The sequence below is a fragment of the Paenibacillus sp. FSL H7-0918 genome (genome assembly GCF_038007025.1).
Taxonomy (GTDB): Bacteria; Bacillota; Bacilli; order Paenibacillales; family Paenibacillaceae; genus Paenibacillus_AQ; species Paenibacillus_AQ odorifer.
This window is the reverse complement of the sequence record NZ_JBBOWJ010000001.1, coordinates 97474-121333: the sequence shown is the minus strand read 5'-3', so window position 1 is coordinate 121333 and position 23860 is coordinate 97474. Positions and strand designations below refer to the sequence as shown.

The window sequence follows — 23860 nt, the reverse complement described above, 5'->3', positions numbered from 1 at the left end:
TTTGTTGTTTAAATTAACTATCTGCAATTAGAAAATCCGATGTTTCCAGCCATTTAATTTAGCGATAGCCTCAATATAATAGTAGTCTCCATAGATCAGGGATACATCAATGAAGGAATTGCCACTGCCAGTTCCGTGCAATAAAATCGCTTCATGCTCCGGCAGCTCCCAGGTTGCGTAATTTTCCGTCAGTGAGCGCAGAATTCGCTCCGCTGCATTTGCATATAGACTTTTTTCGCCTAAGGGTAAGATATCTGCTAGCTCTAATAATCCTGAAGCGGCTATAGAGGCTGCGGAGCTATCTCGGAACATCCGGGTATCATCCTCTAGGCGGAAATCCCAATAAGGGACTTGATCCTCAGGCAAAGCAGAGATGAAATAATGTGCGATCCGCTTAGCAGTGTTCAGGAAACGTTCATCACCAGTGTGGCGATAAGTATTGATAAAGCCGTACAATCCCCAAGCTGTTCCTCGGCTCCAAGAGGATTCAGCCGAGTAGCCTTGACCGCCAAAATTCTCAAGATAAGCACCTGTCTCTGCGTCAAAAGAAATAATATGTTTGGTGGATCCATCCTCACGTATGCCATATTGCATTGTCGTTTCGGCGTGGCTAATTGCAATATGCTTATAGCGGGGATCACCTGTCACTTTGCTGGCCCAAAACAGCAGGGAGATATTTAACATACAGTCGATAATTACCCAGCCGTATTTATCTTCATTCCATGCGCGGATGAATTTGCCTACAGGATTATAGCGGGCAGCGAGGAAATTCGCAGCTTCAATTCCTCTGCGCAGGGCATCTTCGTCACCTGTAATTGTATGTTTGATTACAGCGGTCGGAAGGAATTGGAATCCCACATCGTGATGCATCTCAACCGTTGGTTTAACAAACCATTCCTCCAAGGTACCGTCCCAATGCCAAGCAGCCTCCTTGTAAAGATCTTTTCCGGTCATATCATGCATGATCCAGAGGAGTCCAGGCCAGAACCCTGTAGTCCACCAGTCTGAACCGATATCATCAAATTTGCCATCTTTCCCGGCGAAATGCGGGCACTTGTCACCGATCTGCTCTACCATACGTTCCACTTTTGTATCAAGTCTACCCATGATTTCCTGCCAATAAGGGTGTGTCATTATTATTGCCTCCAGTGTAATTAGGATGTTATGAGTATAGCTTTCTAAAGCTCAGGAAAGTTGTGTTTTGATATAAGGAAATGTTTGATTATTGTCATGTTGAAGTTGGCTTATAATTTAAAACTGACAAAATACAAACATTTCTGCATAACACATTAAAACTTTATCGGTGTTGGAAGCGATACAATCGAAATGAACAGGAGGATGGTAAAGTGGATGATTTACAAGTATATAAAGCACCTAAAGATATCCCGGGACGTGAGGATTATAAGGTTAGAGTACGGCAGCCTGAAGGAGAATGGCATAGCTTGTTTATTTACGAGGTTAAGGTAGATATGCATGAGGTGCGTCTTGCATCCATGGCTTATTTTGATCTGGAAGGTACAGTAGAAGTTGAAGTCACCTGTCTTTATACGGAGATTGATTGTGTGAACATTGCTCCGGCTTCGCGAGGGATCTCTTACGAATATCATGGAAATACCATTTTGTTTAAGCTAACAGGTCCGCAAAAGTTATCGATTGAGATCAACGGTGATATTTTTCGAAATCTGCATTTATTTGCTAACCCTAAGGAGAAGGATGCCCCTCAACCAGAGGATGCTAATGTTCTAGTAGTCCAACCGGGTATACACCGGAAACCTGATCTTTTACGGCTGCTGGATAATGCCGCTGCTGATCCTCGTGAAAAAAGGAAGGTGCTTTATTTCGCTCCAGGCACACATTATATAGAAGAAACAGTATTGCCGGTCCCTTCGGAAACCACGGTGTATCTTGCCGGAGGTTCAGTGCTTGTAGGTTCCTTGGTATGCGAGGGAGTTCATGATGTATCCATTCGTGGTCGCGGTATAATTTATCTTGCGGATTTTCATCGATTCTCGGCCTTTCGAGGGATACGAATTGTTTTTTCACGATCTATAAATGTGGAAGGTATTACCGTGATTGATCCGCCACATTACAGCATTTTCATCGGGCAGTCTGAGCAGATTGTGATTGATAATTTCAAATCGTTTAGCACTCGGGGGTGGTCTGATGGCATTGATATTATGTCTAGTTCCGAGGTTAGGATCCAGGATGTTTTTATGCGTAATTCGGATGATTGTATTGCTATTTACGGCTCGAGATGGGATTTTTATGGGGATACCCGTAATATTAGCGTTCGTGATTCCATTCTGTGGGCGGATGTCGCTCATCCATTGATGATTGGTACACATGGGGATCATGAACGGAACGGAGACACCATCGAGTCTATTGTTTTTGCAAATCTTGATATCTTGAATCATCACGAACCGCAAGAGAACTATTGGGGGGCACTGGCGATTAATGCCGGGGATCGAAATAAGGTATGTAATGTTCTATATGAAAATATACGTGTGGAGCGTATTGAGCAGGGGCAGCTAATTGATGTGCGGGTGGTCTATAACAAGGACTACAATCCAGAGCCGGGGACAAGCATCCGGAACATTACATTTCGCGACATCAGCTATAGCGGGACGGCCAACCCTTCACGAATTTATGGATATGACGAAGAGAGAGCTGTTGAAAATGTGACCTTTGTCAATTTAAGGATCAATGGTGAACTGGTGGACGCCCCCCGCCCAGAGCTGATAGATATTAATCATTTTGCTAAAAATATACTCTTCGTTACTGAAAAAAATACGGTTGTGTAGATTGGATCTAATTACTTTTTCTATATTTTAATGGCGTCGTCCCTAGGACTCTTTTGAACAGTTGATTGAAATAAGAGGCATTTGGAAAACCAACAGTGATTCCGATTTGCTCCACAGGCAGGTCTGTCGTTCCTAACAAGCGGCAGGCCTGTTTGATCCGGCGGGCAGTCAGATAATCAACAAGCCTTCCTCCGGTTTCCTGATGAAAGATTCTGGAGATATAGGATTTGGACAAGTGAATCTCCTCAGCTAACTGATCCAGATTAACCTCCTCATGATAATGCTCTTCGATAAAACTCATGATTTTCTCAGAATAGCGCAAGGTTCGCCGTTCTCCGGATTGGAATACATGCTGATCTTCAGTTCCTATATTGCTCAATAATTGAAGAATTAACAGTGAAATGTCTTCGGTATCCTCAGTCAGACTGACTTTTTTATTGTGATTATATTGCTCCAGAATCCACTCCACAGACTCAACGTGATCCTTAAGATCAAAGGCACAATGTGTATTTTTCCCTTGCCAAAGCGCTGTGAATAAAGCCTTTCTTTTCGCAAAACCTTCCAGCAGGTGTTCAGCAACATGTGGATCAATGTAGAAGATGGTTCGTTCAAAAGGACACTCGGGAGAAACCTCAGAATAGATCCGGTGCAGCTGATAGGGCTGGAAAAAGAATAACATTCCCCTGCGGATATCGTACATCTGCTGATTCACAACAACGTTTCCCTGTCCGCCATACACGAACATGACTTCACAGCATTGATGCCAGTGATAATAACCTTTGTAATAGTCGTCGGTATATATTTTATAATCCCAAATCAAGGTCTTATGTTCTTCAAAAACAACAGGTTCGAACAGCTGCTTCATAGGCCCTCCAAGATGACAAAATACAAACATTTTCTTATATCTCATTATAACTTTAATCGTTATGAAAGCGATACAATAAATACGTTAAACTATGAAAAATCCGGTAGTGGAGGGTAACATTATGACGCAAAAAATTGTTAATCCGGTGTTGGCAGGTTTTCATCCAGATCCGTCTTTTATTAGAGTAGGGGATGATTATTATATCGCAACCTCTACTTTTGAATGGTTTCCCGGTGTAGAAATCCATCATTCCAAGGATCTAGTTCATTGGCATTCCATTTCACGTGTGCTGACAGAAGCCTCACAAGTAGATCTGCGTGGTAACGTAAGCTCTGGTTCCATTTGGGCACCAGCGCTTTCTTATGATCAAGGCGTATTTTATCTGCTATTTACAGATGTGAAATCTCGCAAAAGTGTATATAAAGATCTGCATAATTATTTAATTACAGCGACGGATATCATGGGCCCGTGGAGTGAGCCGGTTAGACTTAATGGCAGCGGATTTGATCCATTTTTGTTCCATGATCTGGAAGGGACCAAATGGCTGCTTAATATGCGTTGGGATTTCCGTAAAAATCACAATAACTTCTCTGGCATCGTTATGCAGCAATATGACCCGGAGACTGGCAAATTAGCGGGACCTATCCATGAAATTTATAAAGGGACACCTATCGGAGTGACCGAAGGTCCGCAATTGTACCAGAAGGATGGGTACTATTATTTACTGACAGCAGAAGGGGGCACCGGCATCAACCATATGGTCACCTTAGCTAGAAGCCGAAGCCTCACAGGTCCTTATGAGACTGATCCGGATTTCCCGATTATGACCACGGCACATGATCTGACCTACCCGTTTCAGCAAGCAGGGCACGGATCGCTCGTAGAGACTCAGAATGGGGACTGGTACATGGCGCATTTATGCACACGCCCGATTCCGGGAACGTCAACGATGAATCCGTTAGGCCGGGAAACTGCGATTCAACGTTGTGAATGGACAGAGGATGGCTGGTTGCGATTGGCCCACGGAGGGAAGCTGCCTGCATTGGAGACCGTGGCTCCTGAACTGCCGATATTCACTTTTGAGGAGCTGCCAAACAGAGATGAATTTGATGGAGAGGTTCTTGGATTTCCATACCAAAGCTTGCGTGTGCCTTTTGATGAATCTTGGGTTAGCTTGAAGGAACGTCCGGGTTTTCTTCGTCTGCGCGGCAGAGAGTCATTAGCTTCACTGCATGATCAGAGCTTAATTGCCCGGCCGATTCAACATTTTGAATGCTCAGCTACAACCTGTCTGGAATTCGAGCCGGATAGCTTCCTGCAAATGGCTGGGTTAGTCCTCTATTATGATGACAGTGATTACTATTATTTGCGTGTTACCGCAGATGAGATTCGTGGAACTAGTTTGGGCGTTGTGCTGTGTAGAGGTGGCAAATACGATGAGATTTCCTCTATGCAGCTATCTGTGAAAGATTGGGATCGTTATTATCTAAAGGCGGAAATTCATGGACGTGATCTGTTGTTTTATGCTTCATCAGACGGGGTGAATTGGACAGCTGTCTGTACTCCCTTAGATTTTGGTACGCTTTCGGATGAATATGGCGGCAAGCTTGGCTTTACCGGTTCCTATGTCGGGGTATGTGCTCAGGATTTGGATCAGCAAGCGAAGCCGGCTTATTTTGACTATTTTGAATATAAAGCTTTATAGGGGTTCGGAAAAACCATAACATTCTTCATAGTCTATTTTAGGATAAAATGTTAATTTTTACTTATCTTACATAGAAAGGGATGTTTATGATTTTGAAAAAGACTTATAAAGCCGCAATAACCTGCACGCTCTTACTGAATCTGGCCCTGTCCTCTGCTGCAATGGCCGCACCTATCGACGTCGACGTCAGTAATTTGAAAGAAGTCCAAACTTCTGGACCGGAAAAGGTTTGGGTTGGAGAATGGAAGGGCGACGATACGATTATTGTGGACACACAAGGAAATGTTACTACAGTTGGAGAACTCAAAGAGTCATCAAGCTTTGTACCCCCGGCAGATGACAATCTTATTAATAATGAATTGTTAGCACCGGAGCTAATAACACCTACTTTTGAACCTGATTCTCCGCAAGCAACTCTAGCTTCCGCTTATGGTCATGCGTGGCCGTATACAGCCGAAAATAGTTATGGGATTAACTGTTATGGTTATGCCTTAAGATTTCCAGGGGCAATCAACCCTGGTGATGGAGACGGGGTCTCAAATGTCAGAGATCCTGCCTATTTTACTAACGTGTATTATACTGCTGGTCTTGTGGTTCAAGATGGCAATACGAATCCTTTATACTTTAAACCGGGTTGGCGGATACTTCCGGGCCGAACTGCAGCGATTAATTCCGATGAACATCGAATTGCACTAAGAGTGGGATGGATCGACTCAAATGGTAATGGTAAAGTCGATATTCCTGAGGATAACGTAGATTACCACTTCATGCTTCAAAATAGCTCAGGTCTATGGTCAGAGAAACATGGACATCAAGCGTCTCAAAATACGGGAATTTCAGATCCTAGCAATTTCGTCTGGAGCAATGGTTCTCTTTATGGTTTTTACAATAGCGTAACCGTTTATATTGCTGCAAAAGTATTTTAGAATTTCATAAAACATTACGTATGTAATAGCGATAGTCTTTTTTTTGAAGATTATGGCTATTCTTTTTTTAGTGTCGAATTGTTTATGGGATTTTGTATACACTTTTGAGTTTTAATGTGATACAATTAAATTGTACACAAATTAAAATAAGGTGGTTATTTTGATGGTATGGGTAGCTAATATTATGGTCGGTGTTGTTGCGTTAATACATATCTATATTGTTTATTTAGAAATGTTCGCTTGGTCAAAGCCAAAAGGGCTTCGAGTCTTTGGAATGACACAGGAAGTTGCGGATGCTTCTAAAACACTGGCAGCGAACCAAGGGTTATACAATGGATTTTTGGCGGCAGGTTTAATTTGGGGATTGGTTCATCCGAATGTAAATTTCGGTCATCAAATTGAAATCTTCTTCTTATCAACTGTTATAGTGGCAGCGTTATATGGCGGACTGACGGTGAAAAAGTCTATTTTATTTATGCAAGGACTGCCAGCTTTAATTGCATTAATCCTCGTGGTTTCGATTTAAGATAACATAGAAGTAATCGATTAGGTTTCTACCTCGCGTACTTGCGTGGTGGAAGCCTTTTTTGCGTAAGATCAAGAAATTATTGGGTAATGAAATGCGCTGGATTAAAAACAGGAATTATGGATGGTGTACCAAGAAACAACAGAGAATTGGTTGATTAATGTGTTTTAGGTACAGGTGTGGTCCTTAGATAAGATGTAAGGGACTTTAACAAACCCATTGCATGCTTGTGTGGGCTGAATGAGTAGATGAAATGGCGTTTAATCTGAAAGTTCTAGACTTTTAAAGTAAATTCTCATCATAAAAAAAGAGCTGCTACCCAGCAGGGAACACCTGTCAGGGAAACAGCTCTTTTTATGTGTCTGGTTTAAATCAGGATCTTATTTAATAGAGGCTGCATAAATCGCTTCTACAGATTTGGAGAGGAGCGCGTTAAACTCTTCTTCTGACTGCACAGCGCTTAGTCCCTGTGATAACGCACGTGAGAAGCTGGCGATCAGCCCTTGGTTATGGGCGAGCTTATCGTTGGCCTCCGCTTGTGTGTAACCGCCGGACAAAGCGACAATTCGCAAAACATGAGGATTCTCCATTAATTCACGGTAGAAATTATTCTCCGTTGGGATGGAGAGCTTAAGCATGACCTTCACGTCTTTGCCCAGCGTAGACAATTGGGCCGATAGTTCTTCTTTTAGCAGCTTCTCTGAAGCCGTTTTATCAGCACTGTGGATATCAACTTCCGGTTCGATAATAGGTACGAGTCCCGCTGCTAAAATCTGCTTACCGATTTCAAACTGCTGTTCAACCACCTTTTTGATACCGGAAGGATTAGCCTCTTTAATCACCGAGCGCATTTTTGTACCAAAGATGTTACGTTCGTTGGCCCGCTTCAGAAGATCACTCAAGCCGGGAATAGGCTTCATTAGTTGTACTCCGTCTTCAGGGTCGGCAAGACCTTTATCGATTTTCAGGAAAGGCACAATCCCTTTTTTCTCCCATAGAAAATCGGCAGTATATTGCCCGTCTATGGAACGATCCATTGTGTTCTCAAATAAGATTGCACCCAGTATATGCATTGAATCAAATGCAGGGCTCTTGATAATGCGCGTTCTCATCTCGTGAACCAACCCATACATTTGATCTTCATTAGAGTAACTGTCCTCTGCAACACCATATTGCAGCAGCGCTTTTGGTGTACTGCCACCACTTTGATCCAAGGCAGCTATAAATCCCTGTCCCGTCCGAATTCTTTCCCATTGCTCCATATTCATGAAAATACTCCTTCCTTTCGTGAACTGAATGAAAAATCTTATGTTCATTAACTATAACACTTAATGTACCGGCTCTAAACAAATGGCATTGTAAACTTGGCTGGTAACTAGTCTATTGTGAGGTGGTTTGAATCTGCGTTATAAGGACTTCCGGATCTAATTGATCCATGGGGATGACGAGGTATCTACGTGTAAGGTCTCCTGAGTCCGATCCCTAGATGGTGAAGACTTGCAATCTTAGCATACGAGAACGAATCGACGTTTGAGGTCACTTTTTGGTCGAGTAGCTGCATCTGAGTCCAATAGCATGGCGAAATGGGCTAAATCTGCGAAATAGCGTCTCCTGAGTCCGGACTATCGATGGCGAGGACTTGCAGCGTCCGCAGACGAGTAAGAATCGACGTTTAAGGTCAGCTGAGTCCGGACTAGCCAAGATTGATGATACTACAGCATCGTTCGGACTGTATTGCAGCTATTTGGTGTTTTTGGAGCATTATTCAGAAGTATCGGACCGCATAGCTCTTATTACCAAGTATTTGCTCCAAAGAGGGGTGGATTTGGTTCAATAGCTGCATCTGGGTCCGATAGCATGGCGAAATGACCAAAATCTGTGAAATAGCATCTCCTGAGTCCGGAGCATCGATGGCAAGAACATGTAGCCTCCGCAGACGAGTAAGAATCGACGTATAGCGTCACCTGAGACCAAACCCATAGTTAGTGAAAACATGTAGCCTCAACTGACGAGAACGAATTGACGTCTGAGGTCATCTGAGTCCGGACTAGCAAGATTGAAGATACTACATTACCGTTCGGACTGTATTGCAGCTATTTGGTGTTTTAGGAGCATTTTTCAGAAGTATCGGACTGCATAGCTCTTATAGCCAAGTTTTTGCTCCAGAGAGGAGCGAATTAGGTTTAATAGCTGCATCTGGGTCCGATAGCATGGCGAAATGACCAAAATCTGTGAAATAGCGTCTCCTGAGTCCGGACCGTCGATGGCGAGGACGTGTAGCCACCGCAGACGAGTAAGAATCGACGTATAGCGTCACCTGAGACCAAACCCATAGTTAGTGAAAACATGTAGCCTCAACTGACGAGAACGAATTGACGTCTGAGGTCATCTGAGTCCGGACTAGCCAAGTTTGAAGATACTACATCATCGTTCGGACTGTATTGCAGCTATTTAGTGTTTTTGGAGCATTTTTCAGAATTATCGGACTGCATAGCTCTTATAGCCAAGTTTTTGCTCCAGAGAAGAACGAATTAGGTTTAATAGCTGCATCTGGGTCCGATAGCATGGCGAAATGGGCTAAATCTGCGAAATAGCATCTCCTGAGTCCGGACCCATAGTTAGTGTGGACATCCAGTCTTGTCAGACGATTGTGAAGTTACTTGTAAGGTCTCCTGAGTCCGGACTAGCCAAGATTGACGATACTACATCATCGTTCGGACTGTATTGCAGCTATTTAGAGTTTTTGGAGCATTATTCAGAAGTATCGGACCGCATAGCTCTTATTGCCAAGTTTTTGCTCCAAAGAGGAGTGAATTTGGTTTAATAGCTGCATCTGGGCCCGATAGCATGGCGAAATGACCAAAATCTGTGAAATAGCGTCTCCTGAGTCCGGACCGTCGATGGCGAGGACTCGTAGCCTCCGCAGACGAGTAAGTATCGAAGTAGAATGTCACCTGAGTCCGGACTAGCCAAGTTTGAAGATACTACATCATCGTTCGGACTGTATTGCAGCTATTTAGTGTTTTTGGAGCATTTTTCAGAAGTATCGGACTGCATAGCTCTTATTACCAAGTATTTGCTCCAAAGAGGAGTACATTGGGTCGAATAGTTGCATCTGAGTCCGATAGCATGGCGAAATGACCAAAATCTGTGAAATAGTGTCTCCTGAGTCCGAACCCATAGTTAGTGTGAACATAAAGCCACGGCAGACGAGAACGAATCGACGTCTAAGGTCTCCAAGGTCTGATCTCGCCGCAGCCGGAGATGCGGGTAAACATAAATGTTACTCCAAACTGGATCTAAAGACGCTCTATGCGAACTTTAAAGTGATCCCCCAAAGCGCACACTTAGCAAACTTCAAGACATCCACACGGTTCACCTAGCAAACTTCAGGACATTCCCAATGGTTCACCTAGCAAACTCAAGACATTCACAGGGTACTCTTAGCAACCTTAACCTATCCCCAATGGTACTCTTTGCAAACGTCATCTCATCCCCAATCGTTCTCTTCACAGACTCCAAATCACTCCAATGTGCTCAGGGAAAATTCCTTCGAAGTATTCTCAAGTAATATTCCTCGAAGCAGTCACTTTTTATGCTTAATTCCCAAACTTGGAATCAAATCGCATAGTCTTCATCAAGGCGCGCGAGACCAAACCACTCTATTACTTAAAGTTAGTTTGAAACACAGGGGAAGGATGAGCTTATTTAAGCGACTGGGAATTTTGTTTATGTTGTAAACAGCTTTGGATGAAGAATTTTAAATCAGAGTGTGTAAAGTCAGAACGCCAAAAGCCATGCTGGGAGCGGGTTGTTATCTTATTTTCGGATTATTTCCTAGTAAATTAATACGAATAATCCAATAAGATAATTGGTGTGACATTAATCATAATTACCAATTCGAAGCTTTGTGAAAATAATAACTTTTCGTAAATGTCGAAATGAGGTTGACGAATAAAAATATCAGTCGTATGATTGATTCTACTGAGTATGCTAGTAATTAAAAGTAAGTTAATAAATAATATATAATAGCGGGAGGAATGAAAGTGGAATCATCAACATTTGTGCTTTTTGGCGCTACAGGAGATTTAGCAAAACGTAAAATCTATCCTGCACTATATAACCTCTTTTTAGATGGTCAAATTTCAGGTCCTCTCTCAGTGATTGGATTAGGAAGAAGAGAAGTTTCAACTGAAGCTTTCCGTAAGCAAGTCCTGCAATCTTTGCAGACATTTTCTAGACAGCCGGCAGTAGAATCTCCACAGTTGCAGGTTTTCTTGGAAGCTTTTGAATATAGCGTTCTAGATGTAGGTAATACAGAGGATTATTTGAAGCTCCTGGAGCATGTTAAACGTCGTGAGCAATTTTTTAACATTCCGGAGAATCGGATGTTCTATTTATCGGTGGGTCCTGAGTTTTTCAAGGAAATTGCCGCCAATATTCACTCCAGTGGTCTGGGATCTACGAAGGGCTGGAAGCGTCTGATAATTGAAAAGCCTTTTGGTACAGACTTGCAAACAGCAAGAGAGTTAAATGACAGCTTGAATGCCGTATTTACTGAAGAGGAGATTTTCCGAATTGACCACTTCTTGGGTAAACCGATGGTTCAGAATCTGGAAGTTCTAAAATATTCAAATCCTGTGCTTAGAGCACTGTGGAAAAATCGGTATATCGCAAATGTGCAAATTACGGCGAGTGAGATTGTTGGCGTTGAAGAACGGGCAGGCTATTATGATAAAGCTGGGGCACTTCGTGATATGTTCCAGAACCATATGCTGCAATTGCTCATGATGATGGCGATGCAGCTTCCAAAAGGCAGTACACCTGAAGAGATCCGTGGCAAGAAAAGATATGTCATGGAGCGTCTCATTCCGCTAAGTAAAGACGAAGTTAATCAATATGTTGTCCGCGGACAATATGCTGAAGGTGAAATTAAAGGTAAATCTGTTGCAGGCTACTTAGATGAACCAGGAATTAGCCAATCCTCACAAAATGAGACGTTTATTGCAGCGCGTTTGTTTATAGATGATCCATTGTGGAATGAAGTTCCGTTCTATATCCGTACCGGCAAGAGAATGAAAGAGAAATCAACAAGAATTGTTATAGAATTTAAAGAACCGTTTAATGATAACAATAACAAAAATAAAGGAACTGACGTTCCAAATCTGCTCATCATCGAGATCGGTCCGAATGAAGCCATTACGCTTCAGTTGAATACGAAGGATCAGTTGCAAAAAGGGAAACTTGAACCTGTCCTCGCTACTTATGAAGCCGGAACTTCAGACGTACCAGAAGCTTACGAAAATCTGATCTTTGATGCACTTCGTGGTGACGCCACTTTCTTCGCTCATTGGAAAGAAGTCGAGCTGTCATGGCAATGGGTTACACCAATCCAGGAAGCTATGGAAGAGGGGCTAATGCCACTTCATACCTATGCTTCAGGTTCTTATGGTCCAGATGCGGCTATGGAGCTTTTGGGTGAAGACCGCTGGTGGTTTGATGATACAGATCAGGAGTCAGATCTTCTCGACGCTCAAGCAGAAGTTGCAGCAGCGCAGGAATCTATACGGCCAGGGGCATAAGCCCCTGCCTGTTTTTTTTGCCAATTTAGCTAAAATACATCACAAGAATCTATAAATCGGAGGGAATTTACATGAAAGTAGGATTAGTTGGGTTAGGAAAAATGGGTTTTAATTTGGGTCAAAATTTGCTGGATCATGGACATGAGGTTGTTGCTTTTGATCTGAATGCACCTGCTGTAGAAGAAATGAAAGCTAAAGGCGCTAGTGGAGCAGTAACGCTTCCAGAATTGGTACAGCAATTGGAAACACCAAGAATCATTTGGATCATGGTTCCGCATCAGGTCGTTGATTCTGTAATCGCTGAACTTACTCCACAGTTGTCTAAAGGTGATATCGTTATTGAAGCAGGAAACTCGCATTATAAGGAATCGATTCGTCGGTATGAGGAATTGAAGGAGCACGGAATTCACTTTATGGATGCAGGTACCTCTGGCGGTATGGAAGGGGCGCGTAATGGCGCTTGTTACATGGTTGGCGGAGATCCCGAAGCTTGGGAAGTTGTGGAGCCTATTTTCCGTGATACAGCTGTAGAAAGCGGCTTTTTATATGCTGGTAAAGCAGGTAGCGGCCATTTTCTAAAAATGGTGCATAACGGTATCGAATACGGCATGATGGCTGCTATCGGTGAAGGTTTTGAGGTTCTTGAAAAGAGTGAATTTGACTACAACTTTGAGGAAGTAGCTCGGGTGTGGAATCACGGCTCTGTAATCCGTTCGTGGCTGATGGAACTTGTGGAACGCGCCTTCTCGAAGGACGCTAAACTAGATGAGATTAAGGGCATTATGCATTCGTCTGGTGAAGGCAGATGGACGCTTGAAACCGCCTTTGATTTACAAGCGGCGACTCCAGTTATTGCAATGGCGTTATTGATGCGTTACCGTTCCCTTGAGACCGACACATTCACTGGCAAAGTAGTTGCTGCACTGCGTAACGAATTCGGCGGACACGCTGTGGAAACTAAATAAGATTGGCCGACTCTGAATTGAGTGTTTACAAGCTCGAATTTCCCGCAATTTATGTTGCGGAGAAATTTGGGCTTTTTATTTTAAGGGGAATAGATAATGGGAAGTATAGATGGAGTACGAATTTAATACAGTTTACATATTTTAGGGGTAGAAGGGTAAGTTAGGAAGCAAGGGGGAGATTTCATGCAAAGTGGAATTCGTGAGCGACTTCATTTTCTAAATAAATTTCTGCATGCGCCCCGACAATATGGTAGTGTGACTCCCAGTTCACATTGGCTGGCCCAGACGTTACTTGATCCAGTGCCTTGGAACCAAGTGCATTCTATGGCTGAGTTGGGTGCGGGGACTGGTGCAATCACAAGGTTTATTCCGCGTGGAGAAAAGACCGGTATGAATGTTCTTCTATTTGAAATAGATCCTGATTTTCGCAGTCAATTAAGAGAGGAATTCCCCGGATGTTTCTGCAACAACGATTGTCTCCGGCTGCGTCTTGCGCTTCATAACAGCAGTCTGGAGAAGCTGGATTGTATCGTGAGTAGTTTGTCTTTGATGAATTTCTCGAAGCCAGACCGCACTAGGTTTATGGAACAGATCATTTCTTCTTTAAAAGAAGGAGGGTGGTTTATAACCTATGAATATTTTCCGCGGATGAAAACAGAGTTGAGCCAGCATTTTGAGATCCTACACACGAAGTGGGTGCTGCTGAATTTTCCACCAGCGCTTGTATATATTTGCAGGAAAAAAACTACAACGCAAGTGCAACGCGAAAATCCCAAATCAACAGTCAACGTAATCCCAATCTCTCAGGTTTATACAAAAAGATAATCATCTTTATATAACAAATGCCGTCACCCATTACTCATTGGGGAACGGCATTTTTAAATGGGCTGCGAAGGCGTTTGAGCCCGATTAATAGAGAATCTCAATATTCTCTTTGTTCAGGCGCTTCAACCAAACCTCAGAAGGCTGGCGGTCTGTGATCAAAAAGTCGATTTGGCCAAGCTCGATCAGCTTTGTAAAGGCGGTCTTATCGAATTTGGTGTGATCGGCCAGGAGTATGACCTTGTTAGCTTGACGTAGCATATATTTCTTGAGCTCACACTCCGGTTCATTAGAATCTGTGATGCCTCGCTCCATATCTATTCCTTTACAACTGATAACCGCAGTGTCCACATTGTATCTTTGAATGGTGTCATGTGCTACAGGACCCACGAGTGACATGGATCGGTAACGTAAAGAACCTCCGGTAGAGATGATATCCATCCCAGAATTCGAGAACTCATGCAAAATATTAATCGAGTTCGTAATAATGGTCAGATTGTTTTTATTGCCAAGCAGTTTTAGAAACTCAAAGGCTGTGGAGCTAGGATCCACCATTAACGTATCTCCATCATTGATTAAATCTAGCGCCTTAAGGGCGATTCCCCGTTTGATATCTGTATTCAGCGCATTGCGTGTAACAAAAGGCAAATCCTCGTTCGTGTGACGATTCAGCATGGCCCCGCCATAGGTTCGGCTTAGAATTCCATCCTTCTCCAGCTTCTCCAAGTCTCTGCGTATCGTCTCTTCTGTAACTTCAAACATCCGGCTTAGATCAGAGACTAATACTCGTTTATCCTGATGAACAAGATCTATTATTTTTTTGCGTCTTTCAGCTGCAAGCATAGGGATCACCTTTCCGAAATCTGTATATTCCTTAATCATAGCTCCAAATATCTGTGTTTTGCAATAAAATCAACGTAAAATCATGTTTGTTTTCCAATAATATTCACAAAACGGATATAAAACAAATAAAAACAACATAAATAATATTTAAAATGTTGACAACAAAGATTTGCGGGCATACGATGAAGGAGAAAAGAAGTCCTGTAGTGGTAATTAGATTTGAAAGATACCAGAGCCGGCCCAGTTGCGATTTAGAGGCCAGCCTGAGGCGCTGCAGCCGGAATACTACGCTCTAGCTTGCAGAGTTGTGTGTAAAACTTTGGTGTTGATAAATTAACTTTAGGAGGCTGGTCAAGCATGAGCACGCATGTGTATTATGTTCCATCGAACAATATTATGGGCAAGGGATGCTTGCAGGAGATTGGTCCATACATCCAAGAGCTTAAATTAAAAAAGGCGCTTGTTGTTACGGACAAATTCCTTATGAAAAGTGGCATTGCTGGTAAATTGCTGACGGTATTGGACGAAGCGGAGATTGAATATGCCATCTATGATGAAGTGAAACCCAATCCGACCTGTAAAAATGTCCACGATGGCGTTGATTATCTCAAAGCGCAGAATTGTGATTATCTGATTTCCATTGGCGGTGGATCACCACAGGATACTGCCAAAGCCATTGGTATCATTGCCACAAATGGCGGTCATATCAAAGAATATGAAGGTGTACACAAGTCTAAGCATAAATCACTGCCGATTGTCACCGTGAATACCACTGCTGGTACTTCGGCTGAAGTGACCATTAACTATGTAATCACAGACGAAGAACGCAAAGTGAAGATGGTTATGGTAGATAAGAACAGCCTTGCGACGATTTCAGTCAACGATCCTGAGCTTATGGTTGATAAACCCGCTGCACTTACCGCGGCCACGGGTATGGATGCATTGACTCATGCGATTGAAGCGCTGGTGACGCCGGGAGCATATCCGGTAACCGATGCTACGGCACTAGCCGCAGTGGAGCTTATTTTTGCTAATCTGGCTCGTACTGTGAAGAATGGCCATGATATCGAAGCGCGTGAACAGATGGTATACGCGATATTCCTTGGCGGATTGGCTTTCAATAATGCGGGGCTTGGTTATGTGCATGCGATGGCGCATCAGCTGGGCGGCGTATATGATCTGCCGCACGGCGTATGTAACGCGATGCTGCTGCCTTTTGTGGAAGAAGAAAATGCCAAATATGTGCCTGAGAAATTCAGATCCATTGCTAAAGCGATTGGACTTAATGTAGAGAACCAAACGGATAAACAATGCGCAGATTTCGTAATTGAGTCGATCAAGGCGTTGTCTAAAGAAGTAGGGATTCCAGCCAAATTATCCGAGCTTGGTGTAGAAGAAGTAGATCTTGATCTTTTGGCTGAAAATTCGATGAAGGATGCTTGTGCACCAGGGAACCCTTTTATTCCTACTAAAGAAGAAGTTATTACACTGTTCAAAAAAATATTATAAATCACCCCTTATCATAGGAGATTGTTTATGAATAATCACATCGCCGTTGACATCGGTGCCTCAAGTGGGCGGCTGGTGCGCGGAATATTGCAAGAAGGTATTCTTTCCTTAGAAGAGCTTCATCGCTTTAGCAATAGCTTTACCGAACAAGAGGGTTCCTGTTTCTGGGACATTGATTATTTAGTAGAGCAGATTATGATCGGGCTTCGGAAGGCTAAAACCGATGGAATTACTACCTGTACGCTCGGTATTGATACATGGGGTGTAGATTATGTGCTGGTAGATGCGGACGGGAATCGTGTTCAGGAAGTATACGCCTACCGGGACCGCAGAACGGATCTGGCTGTGGATCAGGTGGCACAGCAGCTTTCACCACAAACCGTCTATGAAAAGACAGGAATCCAGCAGTTATCCATCAATACCTTGAATCAGTTATATGTTCATAAAGAAGAAGAGCTAGCGCAAGCGGATCAGATTTTACTTGTACCAGATTATCTATATTACCGACTGACTGGCCGTAAAATCAACGAGGTTACGATTGCATCTACAACACAGCTGTTGAATCTGGAAAGCCGGGATTTTGACGATGACCTATTAGAATTTTTGAATATCAGGAAAGATCAATTTGCAAAATTAACTGAGCCTGGTGTAGTGGTTGGTCCTCTTGACGAAGCTTTAATCCAACAATATGACCTGCCTGAATGCCAGCTGATCTGTGTGGCATCCCATGATACAGCCTCAGCAGTGCTAGGTGCTCCACTTCAAGAAGGCTCAGCTTATATCAGCAGTGGAACTTGGTCTTTACTCGGTGTAGAAAGAACGGAGCCTCTAAATTCTCTAAAAGCCATGCAGGCTAACTACACCAATGAGTGGGGAGCCTACGGAACTTATAGATTCCTCAAAAATGTAATGGGCTTATGGCTTATTCAAGAGGTTCGCAGATTACTGAACAATTGCTATAGTTTTGCGGAGCTTGCAGAGCTTGCACAGGGAGAAGAGGGGTTTCGCAGCCTGATCCCTTGTAATGCACCAAGGTTTCTTAATCCATCGAACATGATAGAAGAAATCCGCAGTGCCTGTATGGAGAGTGAGCAGCCCGTTCCGGAGACACCTGGACAGTTAGCACGTTGTGTTTTTGACAGCTTGGCGTTATCCTATCTAACTTATTTGGAAGAGTTGGAGGAGCTGACAGAACGTCGGATCGAGGGATTGCAAATTGTCGGCGGCGGGGCGAACAATCGGCTTTTATGCCAACTAACCGCTGACGTTATCGGCAGGGAAGTAAAGGCTGGACCAACGGAAGCGACTGCTCTAGGAAATATAGTAGTGCAGATGATTAGCACAGATTCCATTGCAGACATAACTGAGGCAAGAGCTATTATCGAACAATCTTTTGAAATAACATCATACATTCCGCAGCCGATCAAGCATTTTAATAACATTCTAAATCGCTGGAGAAGCCTTCATCTGTCCAAGGTGAATGAGCTTATCTAAGCGAAACAGACGTTGCACTAATTTAGGAGGATAAACAGCATGGATCAGAGCATTATCACTATTTATAACGAAGCCAAAAAACTATACGCAGCCCACGGTATTGATGTGGATAAAGTGCTGGAGCGACTCGCGCAAATTAAAATTTCCATACATTGCTGGCAGGGTGATGATGTAAAAGGTTTTCTTTTTAAGGAAAAAGAACTAAGCGGGGGCATTGCGGTAACGGGAAGTTATCCGGGCCGGGCGGGTACACCAGATGAACTACGTCAAGATTTAGAAAAGGCTTTATCTCTTATTCCTGGTAAACATAAGGTTAACCTGCATGCTATTTACGCAGATACAGATGAACCTGTAGATTTGGATGAACTAGAGCCACGACATTTTCAATCCTGGGTGGATTGGGCGAAGGAGCAGGGCTTAGGGCTTGATTTTAACCCTACTTGTTTCTCACATCCGAAAGCAGCCGATGGATTCACTCTCAGTCATTCGGACGCGGAGATTCGGAATTTCTGGATCAGACACTGTAAAGCTTCGCGTACGATCGCTGAGCATTTTGGGCGGGAGCTGGGTCAGCCTTGTGTGACGAACTTTTGGATTCCAGACGGATATAAGGATACGCCAGTAGATCGGCTAGCTCCGAGAGTACGTTTAAAAGAGTCGCTGGATGAGATTTTTAGTCAGGAAATAGATCCGCTTTATAATATGGATGCCTTGGAAAGTAAACTGTTTGGAATTGGTTCTGAAAGTTATGTGGTTGGCTCTCATGAATTCTATATGGGTTATGGTTTAAAAAATGGAAAAGCGATCTGTTTGGATGCGGGACATTTTCATCCTACAGAAGTGATTTCGAATAAATTATCTTCGATTCTGATGTTCAGTGAGCAGCTGCTGCTGCATGTCAGCAGACCTGTCCGCTGGGACAGTGACCATGTGGTAACAATGGATGATGAGCTGCTGGAAATCGCCCGTGAATTGGTTCGCGGGGATTTACTTCCTCGTACGAATATTGGATTGGATTTCTTTGATGGCAGTATCAATCATCTCGCGGCATGGGTCATTGGCACCCGCAACACTATTAAGGCGTTGCTGCGTGCGATGCTGGAACCAGTGGAAGAACTTAAGCAAATCGAGCGGTCCGGGGATTATACTTCACGTCTTGCTCTGGTAGAAGAGTTCAAATCGTATCCGTTTGGAGCGGTCTGGGATTACTACTGTGCATCACAAGGTACACCGGTGCGTGAGCAATGGCTTACTGAAGTGAAAAATTATGAACAAGACGTTTTGTCTTTAAGATAGAAGTGGATACGGAGAGCAGCAAATACAAAGGAGAGAGTAGACTATGAGTACATCCTTGTTAGAATCAAAAGGTTATATTGCCAGCAGTGAAGCTCCATTTATTCAGGAAATGTCAGAGATCACCCGTCATATGTGGGAGCTTGGCTGGGATGAACTGAATGGTGGGAATGTCAGCTATTTACTGGATGAGAATGAGGTGGCTAAGTATATTAATGTACTGGAGCCGTTTCGCACGATCAAACTCACCTTTCCGGTAAAAGAATTAGCAGGCAAGTATTTTATCGTAACAGGTTCGGGCAAATATTTCAGAAATGTGATTAAAGACCCTGAAGCGAATCTGGGTGTGTTAAGGGTTAGCGGCAATGGCGAAAGTGTGGAAGTATTGTGGGGATTGCGGAATGGTGCAGTTCCTACGAGTGAGCTCGCTTCGCATTTTATGAGTCATATTGAACGTCTGAAAGTAGATCCCACACACCGTATCGTGCTGCATACACATGCTACAAATGTTATCGCGATGACCTTCACGCATGATCTGGACGAACTGAAGTTTACCAAAACGTTATGGGAAATGTGCACAGAGTGCCTTGTTGTTTTCCCTGATGGCGTCAGTGTTATTCCGTGGATTGTTCCGGGCAGCAGTGAAATCGGCCGTGAGACTGCCAAAAAAATGAAGGATCACCGTTTAGTCATCTGGCCGCAGCATGGGATTTTTGGCACTGGCTCCACCATGGATGCTACCTTTGGTCTAGTAGAAACGGTTGAAAAGGCTGCGACGATCTACAACCTGATTGGTGGTAGAGAAATCAAACAAAAGATCACAGACCAACAGCTATGGGATTTAGCTAAAGCATTTGGAGTTACACCTAAAGCGGGGATTCTTGAAGTCTAGAGAGTCATTATAATTTGGTGAAAACCGGACATTCGTAGATTCTGCGAGGTCCGGTTTTTGTTGTCTTTTTCTTAAAATTTGCATTTCCCATCTTTTGGGTGGATAATAAGCTTACTTAAAGTAATCAATTAATAAATTGGAGGTAACATATGAATACAGAGCAACTATTTTTACCTTTTCAAGTGGGGAATCTTTCGCTATCGAACCGATTTGTAATGGCGCCGATGACACGCGCGCAGTCTCCGAAGGGTGTGCCGGGAAGCAATGTTGCCGCTTATTATCGTAGACGTGCAGAGGGTGGAGTGGGATTAATTGTTACTGAGGGTACTGCGATAAATCATCCAGCGGCTGTCAGTCACCAAGATATTCCTAATATACATGAAGAAGCATCTTTAGAAGGCTGGAAGAAGGTTGTGGAAGAGGTTCACGCAGCTGGCGGCAAGATCATCCCGCAGCTTTGGCATGTGGGGATGGCGCGTACAATCGGCGAGTATCCTAACGTTGAAGCCCTTCCTGTAGGCCCTTCGGGTCTGAATTTAGCAGGTGAGCCGGTGACAGAGCGGCTGACCACAGAAGAGGTTGAAAGCTTAGTAACAGCCTTCGCTCAAGCGGCGGCAAATGCCAAAAGCGTTGGCTTTGATGGCATTGAGCTGCATGGCGCTCACGGGTATCTGATAGACCAGTTCTTCTGGGATAGAACGAATAAACGTACCGATCGTTACGGTGGCGATTTGGTAGGAAGAACAACATTCGCTGTCGAGATCATTAAAGCATGCCGTCAAGCGGTTGGACCAGACTTCCCAATCGTGCTGCGCTTTTCCCAGTGGAAGCTGGGGGCGTATGATGAGAAGCTGGCGAAGACTTCAGAAGAACTTGCGAGTTTCCTAGCACCGCTTAGCGAAGCGGGTGTAGATATCTTTCATTGCTCGACCCGACGCTTCAGTCAACCTGAATTTGCTGGCTCTGATCTAAATTTAGCTGGGTGGACTAAGAAGCTTACCGGGAAGCCGTGTATTACAGTAGGCTCTATTGGCCTGCAAAGCGATTTCTTCGAGGAAGATAAAGCTCAGAAGCCTGAGGATAATATTGATGAGTTAACTGAAAGGTTCGATCGGGAGGAGTTTGATTTGGTTGCAGTGGGCAGAGCGCTTATTAGCGATCCGGCTTGGCCTGCCAAAGTACAAAGTGGAGCGATAGACGAAATCATCCCATTTACTCCTGAAGCGACGAATACGCTTTACTAAAACTAGCAGAATATACAATGACTATTTTTTTAGGTAAGAGGTTGTGTAACTGTTTCAAGAGGAGTGTATCTGCTTATAATAGTAGCATACCCCCCTTAATATGATAGAACTTGACCCTGCCAAACGTTGGCGGGGTATTTTTTTGTCGATATACAACGCTTCATTACATCATTAATAGACCGGGCACTTCTATGTTAGGCCAGCATTATGTTATAATTTTAAATTAGCAAAGTATAAAAATAATTGTTGAACAATAGAGGACGTGAAAACAGCATGACAAAGGGGAACCATAACTCACCGGACTTAAAATCCGGCAAGGGTTCTAAGGATTATTCGAAATATTTTGATTTTAGTGATGCAAAGGTAATTAGTGAAGAGGAAGGTAAGGTTACTTACCGGATTAAAGGAAGAAATGTGCAAATTAATAGCCAGCCTGACTATAAAGAAGGAAAACGGCGCGGCAAGGAAGAAATAGAAGTGCATTATGATTTCGAGATTCCTGAAGAGATGCAGAATTTCGGAGTGGGCAAATATTATCATATAACGACTTATGGCTGCCAAATGAATGAGCATGACACGGAAACGATGAAGGGCCTATTGGAACAGATGGGCTACCGCAGTGTCGCTGACCGGAATGACGCGGATCTCATTTTGCTGAATACTTGTGCGATTCGGGAGAACGCCGAGGATAAGGTATTTGGAGAGCTAGGACATCTTAAGAACCTGAAGATCGAGAAGCCGGGTCTGTTGTTAGGGGTATGCGGTTGCATGTCCCAAGAGGAAGGCGTAGTCAACCGGATTATGTCAAAGCATGGCTTCGTGGATATGATCTTCGGTACGCATAATATTCACAGGTTGCCACACCTCATTAAAGAAGCGGTATTTAGTAAAGAGCTTGTGGTTGAGGTATGGTCCAAAGAAGGCGACATTATTGAGAACTTGCCGAAGAAGCGGGAAGGCATGCGCGCTTGGGTGAACATTATGTATGGTTGTGATAAGTTCTGCACGTATTGCATCGTACCGTTTACACGCGGTAAAGAACGCAGTCGTCGTCCAGAGGACGTTATCGCTGAGGTGAGAGAGCTTGCGCGCCAAGGCTTCAAGGAAGTAACGCTATTGGGGCAGAACGTAAATGCTTACGGTAAAGATTTTACGGATATTGATTACACCTTCGGGAACCTGATGGATGATATGCGTCTGATCGATATTCCGCGCATTCGCTTCATGACATCGCATCCACGAGATTTTGACGATAAATTGATTGAGGTTTTGGGCAAAGGCGGCAACTTGGTGGAGCATATCCATCTGCCGGTTCAATCGGGAAGTACTGCCGTTCTTAAGAAAATGAGCCGTAAATATACCCGGGAAGCTTATCTGGAATTAGTACGCAAGATTAAGATAAGTGTGCCGAATGCTGTATTAAGTACCGATATTATCGTTGGTTTCCCTGGGGAGACTGATGAGCAATTTGAAGATACCCTATCGCTTGTGCGTGAGGTTGGGTATGATATGGCATATACGTTCATTTATTCTCCACGTGAGGGCACACCAGCAGCGGCGATGGAAGATAATGTACCGATGTCGGTGAAGAGTGAACGTCTGCAAAGATTAAATGATCTCATCAAAGAGAACAGCCGGATCATTAATGACCGGATGCTGGGTGAAGTTGTAGAGGTATTGGTTGAAGGGGAGAGTAAGAATAACTCCGAAGTCCTTTCCGGCCGTTCCCGCGCTAACAAGCTGGTCCATTTTGAAGGTCCTAAGGAGCTTATCGGCACATTTGTAAACGTGAGAATTACAGATACCAAAACATGGTACATTAAAGGGGATATTGTGGTCGAGGCCGCAGCTGTTCATTAATCACATACGAATGGGGAGATGACTAATGAGTACAGAAGAACAACAGTTGAATAAATATGGAATGAAAACTTATAATACCCGTGATCTGATCGTTCGCGAGGATATTATGGGCAAAGCTAAAGAACTAGCATCATTAATCTCAACCAGTGAAGAGGTACGCCATTTTCAGCAGGCTGAGCAAAAAATTCTTAATCACGAGCGTGTGCAAGGACTGATTGCAACCATTAAGAAAAAACAAAAAGAAATCGTGGCCTTCGAAAGCTTCAATAATAAAGATATGGTCGCCAAAATTGAACGTGAAATTGAAGTGCTGCAAGATGAGATCGACGGTATTCCAGTCGTGAACGAATTTCAGCAAAGCCAGAGCGACATTAATTATTTGCTTCAGCTGGTAATTTCCGTGATTAGAGATACCGTTTCGGAAAAAATAAATGTGGAAGCCGGCACTGAAGCGCCTCCGACCACATGCGGATAACCCACACTCAGTTCAGGGGGCGGATGCAGATCCGTCCCTTTATTTCAATATAAGAGGT

At 43.6% G+C, this 23860-nt stretch carries 18 protein-coding genes; 14 read left to right on the top strand and 4 right to left on the bottom strand.

Going from position 1 to position 23860, the window contains the following annotated elements; genetic code table 11:
- Positions 1–27: 27 nt before the first annotated feature.
- Positions 28–1134 (bottom strand): glycoside hydrolase family 88 protein, encoded by a 1107-nt coding sequence (locus tag MHI15_RS00700; protein WP_248548767.1) that lies wholly within the window; start codon positions 1132–1134, stop codon positions 28–30.
- A 212-nt stretch (positions 1135–1346) separates the two neighbouring features.
- Between MHI15_RS00700 and MHI15_RS00695 the strand changes: the two genes are divergently transcribed.
- Complete coding sequence (locus MHI15_RS00695; RefSeq protein WP_339187362.1) at positions 1347–2801, top strand: glycosyl hydrolase family 28 protein; 1455 nt, start codon at positions 1347–1349, stop codon at positions 2799–2801.
- 7 nt (positions 2802–2808) lie between these two features.
- On the opposite strand, the gene MHI15_RS00690 is transcribed toward MHI15_RS00695, so the two are convergent.
- On the bottom strand, positions 2809–3666 hold the full coding sequence (locus MHI15_RS00690) for an AraC family transcriptional regulator (protein ID WP_076128265.1): 858 nt from the start codon (positions 3664–3666) through the stop codon (positions 2809–2811).
- 121 nt (positions 3667–3787) lie between these two features.
- Here MHI15_RS00690 and MHI15_RS00685 point away from each other — a divergent pair, with 121 nt between their 5' ends.
- The 3 genes from MHI15_RS00685 to MHI15_RS00675 all read left to right on the top strand — a co-directional run bounded on the left by MHI15_RS00685 (position 3788) and on the right by MHI15_RS00675 (position 6823).
- The gene (locus MHI15_RS00685; protein ID WP_341164015.1) at positions 3788–5371 is read left to right on the top strand and encodes a glycoside hydrolase family 43 protein; all 1584 of its coding nucleotides are present in this window, start codon (positions 3788–3790) and stop codon (positions 5369–5371) included.
- Between the two features lie 92 nt (positions 5372–5463).
- Positions 5464–6297, top strand: coding sequence for a hypothetical protein (locus MHI15_RS00680; protein ID WP_139330181.1), 834 nt, complete (start codon positions 5464–5466; stop codon positions 6295–6297).
- A 163-nt stretch (positions 6298–6460) separates the two neighbouring features.
- The gene (locus MHI15_RS00675) at positions 6461–6823 is read left to right on the top strand and encodes a DUF1304 domain-containing protein (protein WP_076128270.1); all 363 of its coding nucleotides are present in this window, start codon (positions 6461–6463) and stop codon (positions 6821–6823) included.
- A gap of 380 nt (positions 6824–7203) precedes the next feature.
- Here MHI15_RS00675 and MHI15_RS00670 read toward each other — a convergent pair whose 3' ends face one another.
- Positions 7204–8091, bottom strand: coding sequence for a fructose bisphosphate aldolase (locus tag MHI15_RS00670; RefSeq protein WP_076128272.1), 888 nt, complete (start codon positions 8089–8091; stop codon positions 7204–7206).
- Positions 8092–10869: 2778 nt separating this feature from the next.
- Between MHI15_RS00670 and zwf the strand changes: the two genes are divergently transcribed.
- The 3 genes from zwf to MHI15_RS00655 all read left to right on the top strand — a co-directional run bounded on the left by zwf (position 10870) and on the right by MHI15_RS00655 (position 14195).
- A complete protein-coding gene (gene zwf, locus MHI15_RS00665; RefSeq protein WP_076219345.1) occupies positions 10870–12405 on the top strand; it encodes a glucose-6-phosphate dehydrogenase in 1536 nt (511 codons plus the stop codon).
- Between the two features lie 71 nt (positions 12406–12476).
- The gene (gene gnd / locus MHI15_RS00660) at positions 12477–13370 is read left to right on the top strand and encodes a phosphogluconate dehydrogenase (NAD(+)-dependent, decarboxylating) (RefSeq protein ID WP_036688068.1); all 894 of its coding nucleotides are present in this window, start codon (positions 12477–12479) and stop codon (positions 13368–13370) included.
- Positions 13371–13553: 183 nt separating this feature from the next.
- Positions 13554–14195 (top strand): class I SAM-dependent methyltransferase, encoded by a 642-nt coding sequence (locus MHI15_RS00655; RefSeq protein ID WP_076184476.1) that lies wholly within the window; start codon positions 13554–13556, stop codon positions 14193–14195.
- Positions 14196–14279: 84 nt separating this feature from the next.
- On the opposite strand, the gene MHI15_RS00650 is transcribed toward MHI15_RS00655, so the two are convergent.
- On the bottom strand, positions 14280–15035 hold the full coding sequence (locus tag MHI15_RS00650; protein WP_038574551.1) for a DeoR/GlpR family DNA-binding transcription regulator: 756 nt from the start codon (positions 15033–15035) through the stop codon (positions 14280–14282).
- A 357-nt stretch (positions 15036–15392) separates the two neighbouring features.
- On the opposite strand from MHI15_RS00650, the gene MHI15_RS00645 reads away from it, so the two are divergent.
- The 7 genes from MHI15_RS00645 to MHI15_RS00615 all read left to right on the top strand — a co-directional run bounded on the left by MHI15_RS00645 (position 15393) and on the right by MHI15_RS00615 (position 23802).
- Positions 15393–16544 carry an iron-containing alcohol dehydrogenase gene (locus MHI15_RS00645; protein WP_341164014.1) on the top strand — a complete coding sequence of 384 codons (1152 nt, stop codon included), beginning with the start codon at positions 15393–15395 and terminating at the stop codon, positions 16542–16544.
- Positions 16545–16571: 27 nt separating this feature from the next.
- Positions 16572–18038: a rhamnulokinase gene (gene rhaB / locus MHI15_RS00640; RefSeq protein ID WP_076184474.1), complete on the top strand. Its 1467-nt coding sequence runs from the start codon at positions 16572–16574 to the stop codon at positions 18036–18038.
- Positions 18039–18077: 39 nt separating this feature from the next.
- Complete coding sequence (gene rhaA / locus MHI15_RS00635; protein WP_341164013.1) at positions 18078–19334, top strand: L-rhamnose isomerase; 1257 nt, start codon at positions 18078–18080, stop codon at positions 19332–19334.
- Between the two features lie 43 nt (positions 19335–19377).
- Positions 19378–20223, top strand: a complete 846-nt coding sequence (rhaD, locus tag MHI15_RS00630) for a rhamnulose-1-phosphate aldolase (protein ID WP_341164012.1) — start codon at positions 19378–19380, stop codon at positions 20221–20223.
- A 149-nt stretch (positions 20224–20372) separates the two neighbouring features.
- Complete coding sequence (locus MHI15_RS00625; protein WP_341164011.1) at positions 20373–21467, top strand: NADH:flavin oxidoreductase; 1095 nt, start codon at positions 20373–20375, stop codon at positions 21465–21467.
- A 273-nt stretch (positions 21468–21740) separates the two neighbouring features.
- A complete protein-coding gene (gene miaB, locus MHI15_RS00620; RefSeq protein WP_038571650.1) occupies positions 21741–23327 on the top strand; it encodes a tRNA (N6-isopentenyl adenosine(37)-C2)-methylthiotransferase MiaB in 1587 nt (528 codons plus the stop codon).
- A gap of 25 nt (positions 23328–23352) precedes the next feature.
- Positions 23353–23802, top strand: coding sequence for a RicAFT regulatory complex protein RicA family protein (locus MHI15_RS00615; protein WP_076128288.1), 450 nt, complete (start codon positions 23353–23355; stop codon positions 23800–23802).
- The last annotated feature ends 58 nt before the right edge of the window (positions 23803–23860 follow it).

Coding starts and splice junctions, on each gene's coding strand:
- MHI15_RS00690 (WP_076128265.1), bottom strand. CDS start 3,666: ATGAAGCAGCTGTTCGAACCTGTTGTTTTTGAAGAACATAAGACCTTG.
- MHI15_RS00670 (WP_076128272.1), bottom strand. CDS start 8,091: ATGAATATGGAGCAATGGGAAAGAATTCGGACGGGACAGGGATTTATA.
- MHI15_RS00685 (WP_341164015.1), top strand. CDS start 3,788: ATGACGCAAAAAATTGTTAATCCGGTGTTGGCAGGTTTTCATCCAGAT.
- MHI15_RS00645 (WP_341164014.1), top strand. CDS start 15,393: ATGAGCACGCATGTGTATTATGTTCCATCGAACAATATTATGGGCAAG.
- MHI15_RS00675 (WP_076128270.1), top strand. CDS start 6,461: ATGGTATGGGTAGCTAATATTATGGTCGGTGTTGTTGCGTTAATACAT.
- MHI15_RS00700 (WP_248548767.1), bottom strand. CDS start 1,134: ATGACACACCCTTATTGGCAGGAAATCATGGGTAGACTTGATACAAAA.
- MHI15_RS00655 (WP_076184476.1), top strand. CDS start 13,554: ATGCAAAGTGGAATTCGTGAGCGACTTCATTTTCTAAATAAATTTCTG.
- MHI15_RS00615 (WP_076128288.1), top strand. CDS start 23,353: ATGAGTACAGAAGAACAACAGTTGAATAAATATGGAATGAAAACTTAT.
- rhaA (WP_341164013.1), top strand. CDS start 18,078: ATGGATCAGAGCATTATCACTATTTATAACGAAGCCAAAAAACTATAC.
- rhaB (WP_076184474.1), top strand. CDS start 16,572: ATGAATAATCACATCGCCGTTGACATCGGTGCCTCAAGTGGGCGGCTG.
- gnd (WP_036688068.1), top strand. CDS start 12,477: ATGAAAGTAGGATTAGTTGGGTTAGGAAAAATGGGTTTTAATTTGGGT.
- rhaD (WP_341164012.1), top strand. CDS start 19,378: ATGAGTACATCCTTGTTAGAATCAAAAGGTTATATTGCCAGCAGTGAA.
- MHI15_RS00625 (WP_341164011.1), top strand. CDS start 20,373: ATGAATACAGAGCAACTATTTTTACCTTTTCAAGTGGGGAATCTTTCG.
- MHI15_RS00650 (WP_038574551.1), bottom strand. CDS start 15,035: ATGCTTGCAGCTGAAAGACGCAAAAAAATAATAGATCTTGTTCATCAG.
- miaB (WP_038571650.1), top strand. CDS start 21,741: ATGACAAAGGGGAACCATAACTCACCGGACTTAAAATCCGGCAAGGGT.